This window comes from Streptomyces sp. SID486 (assembly GCF_009865385.1).
Classification (GTDB): Bacteria; Actinomycetota; Actinomycetes; order Streptomycetales; family Streptomycetaceae; genus Streptomyces.
On record NZ_WWJT01000121.1, the window covers coordinates 1 to 6,696 of the forward strand.

General features: G+C 73.2%; 4 protein-coding genes and 1 pseudogene. 4 read left to right on the forward strand and 1 reads right to left on the reverse strand.

Going from position 1 to position 6,696, the window contains the following annotated elements:
• From GT045_RS06285 to GT045_RS06295, 3 genes and pseudogenes are all read left to right on the forward strand, one after another.
• Positions 1–285: pseudogene (locus GT045_RS06285) on the forward strand (endo-beta-N-acetylglucosaminidase); the annotation flags it as partial.
• A gap of 29 nt (positions 286–314) precedes the next feature.
• Positions 315–3,341, forward strand: a complete 3,027-nt coding sequence (locus GT045_RS06290) for a glycoside hydrolase family 38 C-terminal domain-containing protein (RefSeq protein ID WP_161333550.1) — start codon at positions 315–317, stop codon at positions 3,339–3,341.
• A gap of 296 nt (positions 3,342–3,637) precedes the next feature.
• A complete protein-coding gene (locus GT045_RS06295) occupies positions 3,638–4,126 on the forward strand; it encodes a CAP domain-containing protein (RefSeq protein WP_161333551.1) in 489 nt (162 codons plus the stop codon).
• A 108-nt stretch (positions 4,127–4,234) separates the two neighbouring features.
• On the opposite strand, the gene GT045_RS06300 is transcribed toward GT045_RS06295, so the two are convergent.
• The gene (locus tag GT045_RS06300; RefSeq protein WP_161333553.1) at positions 4,235–5,656 is read right to left on the reverse strand and encodes a lipase maturation factor family protein; all 1,422 of its coding nucleotides are present in this window, start codon (positions 5,654–5,656) and stop codon (positions 4,235–4,237) included.
• A 170-nt stretch (positions 5,657–5,826) separates the two neighbouring features.
• Here GT045_RS06300 and GT045_RS06305 point away from each other — a divergent pair.
• A partial coding sequence (locus tag GT045_RS06305) for a DUF6777 domain-containing protein (protein ID WP_345942563.1) occupies positions 5,827–6,696 on the forward strand: 870 nt, incomplete at its 3' end.

Consider the following 6,696-nt stretch of genomic DNA (forward strand, 5'->3'; position numbering starts at 1 on the left):
ACCCCGCCGACCCCCGGCGCGCCCTCCGGCGCCCGCGTCACCGCGGCGAGCGGCGGCGACCTCCGCCTCGCCTGGAGCGCCGCGCCCGGCACCGTCCGCCACTTCACCCTCCACCGCCTCCTCCCCGACGGCACCCGCCGCTTCCTCGGCGCCACCTGCCAGCGCGCCTACCACCTCACCGGCCTGCGCCCCGAACAGGGGGAGAGCGCGGCACGGTTCGAACTGCGCGCCGTGGGGGAGCTCTACAACGCCTCGACGCCCGTGACCGTCACCCACCCCTGGTAATCACCCGGAACCCGCAGGGAGCACCCCGCATGCATGACGACCGCACGCTGGTGGAAGCCCGCCTCAGGCGCGTCCTCGACGAACGAATCCGCCCCGCCGTCTACCCCGAGTCCGTGCCGCTCCGGGTCGCGGTGTGGCACGCGCCCGGCGAACCCGTGCCGGTCGCGGAGGGGCTCGCCGCCGAGCCCGAGCCGATCGAGGTGGGCGCCCGGTGGGGTGCTCCCTGGGGGACCAGCTGGTTCCGGGTCACCGGGACCGTGCCCGAGGAGTGGGCCGGCAGGACCGTCGAGGCCCTGCTGGACCTGGGCTTCGACGAGAACATGCCCGGCTTCCAGTGCGAGGGACTGGTCTACCGGCCCGACGGCACCCCCGTGAAGGGCCTCAACCCGCGCAACCAGTGGGTGCGGATCGGCGCGCCCGTCGCGGGCGGCGAGGAGGTGCGTCTGCACATCGAGGCCGCCTCCAACCCCGTCATCCTGGACTACCACCCCTTCCGGCCCACCCCGCTCGGCGACAAGGACACCGCCGGACAGGAACCGCAGTACACGCTCGCCCGCATGGACCTCGCCGTCCTCGACGAGACCGTCGGGCAGCTCGTGCTGGACCTGGAGGTGCTCGGCGAGCTGATGGCCGAGCTGCCCCTCGACTCCCCGCGCCGCTCGGACATCCTGCGCGCGGTCGAGCGCGCCCTGGACGCCGTCGACCTGCAGAACGTGAACGGCACGGCGGACCGGGCCAGGGAGCGGCTGACCGGCGTGCTGTCGGCCCCCGCCGTGCCGTCCGCGCACCGGATCAGCGCCGTCGGGCACGCGCACATCGACTCGGCGTGGCTGTGGCCGCTGCGCGAGACGGTGCGCAAGGTGGCCCGGACCGCGGCCAACATGACCGCGCTCCTCGAGGACGAGCCGGACTTCGTGTTCGCCATGTCCCAGGCACAGCAGTGGGCCTGGGTCCGGGACCACCGGCCCGAGGTGTGGGCACGGGTGAAGAAGGCCGTCGCCGAGGGGAGGTTCGTGCCGGCCGGCGGGATGTGGGTGGAGTCGGACACCAACATGCCCGGCTCGGAGGCGATGGCCCGCCAGTTCGTCCACGGCAAACGGTTCTTCCTCGACGAGTTCGGCGTCGAGAACGAGGAGGTCTGGCTCCCGGACACCTTCGGCTTCGCCGCGGGCCTCCCGCAGATCATCAAGGCGGCCGGCTCCAGGTGGCTGCTGACACAGAAGATCTCCTGGTCCCGGACGAACACGTTCCCGCACCACACCTTCCACTGGGAGGGCATCGACGGCACCCGGATCTTCACGCACTTCCCGCCCGTGGACACCTACAACTGCTCGATGAAGGGCAGCGAGATCGCCCACGCGGTCCGCAACTTCAGGGACAAGGGCCGGGCCCGGCACTCCCTCGCCCCCACCGGCTGGGGCGACGGAGGCGGCGGCACGACGCGGGAGATGGTCGGCAAGGCGGCCCGGCTGCGCGACCTGGAGGGCTCCGCCACCGTCGGGTGGGAGACCCCGCGCGCGTTCTTCGAGAAGGCCGAGGCCGAGTACCCCGCACCACCGGTGTGGGTGGGCGAGCTGTACCTCGAACTGCACCGCGCCACCCTCACCAGCCAGGCGAGGACCAAGCAGGGCAACCGGCGCAGCGAACACCTGCTGCGCGAGGCCGAGCTGTGGGCGGCCACCGCGGCCGTGCGTACCGGACACCCCTACCCCTACGCAGAGCTGGACCGCATCTGGAAGACGGTCCTGCTGCACCAGTTCCACGACATCCTGCCCGGTTCGTCCATCGCCTGGGTGCACCGCGAGGCCCGGGCGACGTACGAGCGGCTGGCCGCCGAGCTGACCACGATCATCGAGGACGCGCAGCGCGCGCTGGCCGGCGCGGGCACCGTCCCGCTGGTCTTCAACGCCGCCCCGCACCCCCGCCGCGGTGTCCCGGCGGGCGGTGCCGCCACCCCCGCCGGGACTCCTCCGGCCGACGGCACCGCCCTCGCAGCCCGCGAGGACGGCGGCTTCACGCTGGACAACGGCCTGCTGCGCGTCACCGTCGACGCGCGGGGCCTGGTCGTCTCCGCCTACGACCCGGCCGCCGACCGTGAGACGGTCGCCCCCGGCGAGGCCGCGAACCTCCTCCAGCTCCACCAGGACTTCCCGAACATGTGGGACGCCTGGGATGTCGACTCCTTCTACCGCAACACCGTCACCGATCTCACCGACGCCGAGTCGGTGACGGCCGGCGAGGACGGGATCTCGGTACGGATCGAGCGCGCCTTCGGTGCCTCCCGGGTCACCCAGATCCTCTCGCTGGCACCGGGCGAGCGCCGTCTCGTCATCGACACCGAGGTCGACTGGCACGAGACGGAGAAGTTCCTGAAACTGGCCTTCCCGCTCGACCTGCACGCCGAACGGTACGCCTCCGAGACCCAGTTCGGGCATGTCCACCGTCCCACCCACACCAACACCTCGTGGGAGGCGGCGAAGTTCGAGGCGTGCAACCACCGGTTCGTGCAACTGGAGGAGCCCGGCTGGGGAGTCGCCGTCGTCAACGACTCGACGTACGGCCACGACGTGACCCGCACCGTCCGCGGCGCGGACGCCCCGGGTACGACCACCACCGTCCGGGTGTCGCTGCTGCGCGCCCCGCGGTTCCCCGACCCGGAGACGGACCAGGGCGTCCACCGCTTCCGGCACGCCCTGGTCCCCGGCGCTTCGGTCGCCGACGCGGTCCGTGAGGGCTGGCGGATCAACCTGCCGGAGCGCACCGCCACCGGTGCCCGCGAGGTCGCCCCGCTGGTCACGGTGGACGACGCCGCGGTGGTGGTGACGGCGGTGAAGCTCGCCGACGACGGCAGCGGTGACGTGGTCGTCCGCTTCCACGAGGCCCACGGCGGCCGCGCCCGGGCGACGCTGACGGCCGGCTTCCCGGTCGCCGGCGTCACGGTGACCGACCTGCTGGAGCGGCCGGCCGGTGACGGGGAGGTACCGCGTGAGGGTGAGCGGATCGCCGTACACCTCAGGCCGTTCGAGCTGATGACGCTCCGGCTCCGCAGGAACTGACCTCGCCGCCTCCACCCCGGCCGGCCGCGGGTCGGGCTCCCCTGGGCGCCCGACCCGCGGCCGGCCGCGTGCGCTCCCCGGTCGACGCGAGGACACCCCCGGCTTAGGCTGGTCGGGTGAAGGGGCGGTCGTACGGCCGCCCGACCAGGCCATTTCGCCGGCGGTTGCGTCCCGGCCACCGCAGGAACCGGCCGTGGCCCGGCCATCCCACGGGCCGGCCACGGGGCCCGCTCCCGTGACGGGTGATGCCTGCCGGCAGTCTCTGCCATCCTCTTCTCTGCGACCAGGGGGTCGCCATGAACAAGCCCACGTGGGTTCGCCATCAAGCCGTGGCCGTCATAGCGGCGGGACTGATGGGCGGAAGCGCGATGTTCGCGACCAGTGCCTCCGCGGCCGTCTCCGACATCAGCGGCGGCGATCAGCAAAGCATCGTCAACGAGACCAACTCCGTGCGCAAGGACGCCGGCGCACCTCCGTTGACGTGGGACGACAGCGTGGCCAAGGACGCACAGGCGTGGGCCGACAACCCGGATTCGCTGCAGGGTGGTTCGCTGAGGCACTCCCCGTCGTTCAACGGTGCCGAGAACATGTCGAGCGCGGGTCCGACCGCGGCCACCGGCCAGTGGGCCGCCGAGAAGAGCAAGTACGACGCGGACTCCGACAAGAGTTCCGACAGCCCGGGTTACCGGCAGTGGGGCCACTACTGGAACATGATCCAGGAGCGCTTCACCAAGATCGGCTGTGGCGCGCGCACCGGCGTGACGGTCTGCTGGTACAAGCCCTGACCCGTCCGGCACCGGCGGCCCTGCCCCAACAGGGCCGCTGTCGGCGCGCGTTGCGGGCGCACCTGCGGGGGAGCGGCCCGGCGTCGTCCGGGCCGTCGCGGCACGCTGCTACGGTCTCCGGACCGCCCCGGCCAGCCGCGTCGGCGGCAGGTACTCCCGCACGTACGTCCGCTCCCAGCACGCGCCCGTCTCCCGCAACTCCCGCCAGCTCGTGTACCGGTAGCGGAACAGCCGGGCCCGGACGTAGCGCGGCGGGGTGTCCGGGGGGAAGGGGGAGCGGCGGAGCAGCCTGAGGGTGTCCCGGTCGTTCTCCAGCAGGCGTTCCACCAGGGCGCCGAACCATTCACCGGCGTAGCCGGGCGACAGCGCCGCGAACCACATCAGCCAGTCCAGGCGCAGGTGGTAGGGGGCGAACTGACGCGGCCAGCGCCGGGGATCGCCGGGCTTACCGCGGAACGCGTACTCCCGCCAGTCCGATTCCTCGCGGGGGGCGTCGTCCAGCGTGCCCTCCACGACCACCTCGTAACGCACCCGGCTGACGCTGCCGAACGCGCCGTAGGTGTTCACCAGGTGCAGCGGGTCGAAGGAGCGGTTCATCACCTGACGGCGGGAGATCATGTTGACCACCGGGTGGTGGCTGAGGAGGACCAGCAGCGCGGCGACCGCGAGCACCAGCACCTCGTACCACAGCGGAGCCGGCCGGACCGGCGGCGCCGTCGTCGGCAGCCGGAGCGCGGACAGGGCCAGGACGACGGTGATCCAGTTCAGCCAGGAGAAGTTGCCGGAGAGCACCAGCCACAGCTGGGTGACGATCATCAGGGCGGCCGCGGCCGAGGCGATCGGCTGCGGGGTGAACAGCAGGAACGGCACGACCAGCTGGGTGACGTGGTTGGCGGCCACCTCCACCCGGTGCAGCGGCTTGGGCAGGTGGTGGAAGAACCAGCTCAGCGGGCCCGGCATCGGCTGTGTCTCGTGGTGGTAGTCCAGGCACGTCAGCTTCCGCCAGCAGGCGTCGCCCCGCAGCTTGATCAGCCCGGCCCCGAACTCCACCCGGAACAGGATCCAGCGCAGCAGGAACAGGACGACCACCGGCGGCGCCACCTCGTCGTTGCCGAGGAACGCGGCCAGGAACCCGGTCTCCAGCAGCAACGACTCCCAGCCGAACGCGTACCACGTCTGGCCCACGTTGACGATCGACAGGTACAGGGCCCACGGCACCAGCCACAGCGGGATCGCGGCCCACAGCGGCAGCGTGTCGGCCGCCCCGGCCAGCAGGGCCGCCGACACCGCACAGCCCGTCCAGGCGCAGGTGGCGAAGAAGCGGTCGGAGTAGTGCAGTTGGAACAGGCTCGGGGCGCGCCGGAACGGCACGCGCGCCGTGAAACGGGGGATCGGCAGCATCCCGCGGTCACCCAGCAGGGCCCGGAACTGCAGGGCCGCCGTCAGGAAGGCGACCAGGTACACGGCGGCCAGGGCCCGCTGGAAGACCAGCCGGCTCAGCCAGTCGGCGGGTGCGGTGAACCAGTCCACGGCTGTGCACGCCCTCCTGTGCGGCTACCCCGGCGTCGCGCGGGAGCACCCGGCGCCGGCCGCTCCCGAGCACCGGCGCCGCTCCCGGCGCGGCGTTCCCCGAGTTGCCAGCCAATCCTGAGCGATGCCAACAATAGGGCGTAATCACCCAAAGTGATGTGGAGTGTGCGGTGCGGATACCCACCGGAACCATCGTCGCGGTCTGCGTCCTGCCGGCGGTGCTGCTCGTCGCCGGCTGCGCGGGCTCCGGCGTCAAGCAGACCCGGCTGGGCGAGTTGGTCTACCTCCAGGCCACCACGGACCGGGGGCCCGGGCCCTTCACCGCCTCCACGGCCGCCGTCGTCCCCGGCTCGACGCCCTCCCGCGGCACCGCCGTCGTCCCCGGCTCGACGCCGCCCCGCGGCACCGCCGCCGTCTCGGCCGCCGAACTCGCCGCGCCGCTGCGCGCCACCCGCACCCTGTCCGGCGCGACCCCCGGCCTGTACCGCGGCACCCCGCGCGTCGCCGCCTGTGACACCGAGCGGCACATCGGCTACCTCGCGGCGGACCCGGCGAAGGCCGACGCGTTCGCCCGTGTCGCCGGCGTCACCCGGCCGGGTCTCCCCGCCTACCTGCGCGCTCTGACCCCGGTCGTCCTCGGCACCGACACCCGGGTCACCAGCCACTCCTACCGCAGCCGCCGGGCGGACGGCTACCAGGCCGTGCTCCAGGCCGGTACCGCCGTGCTCGTCGACGACCGGGGTGTGCCCAGGGTGCGCTGCGCCTGCGGCAACCCGCTCGGACCGCCCGCGCCGACCCGTGGCGGGGCCGGTGCCCGCGGCACCCCCTGGGCCGGCTACCGCCCGAACAAGGTCGTCGTGGTGGCCCCGGCGCCGCACGCCGTCGCCAGCCTCACCCTCGTCGACGAGGGGAGGCGTACCTGGACCGAGCGCCGGGTCGGCCAGGACGTCCGCCGGGACCGGGTCGTCTCCCCGCCCGCCCCGGCCCGCACCAGCCCGCCCCCGTCGTCCCCGGCCGGTTCCAGCCCGCCTCTGTCGTCC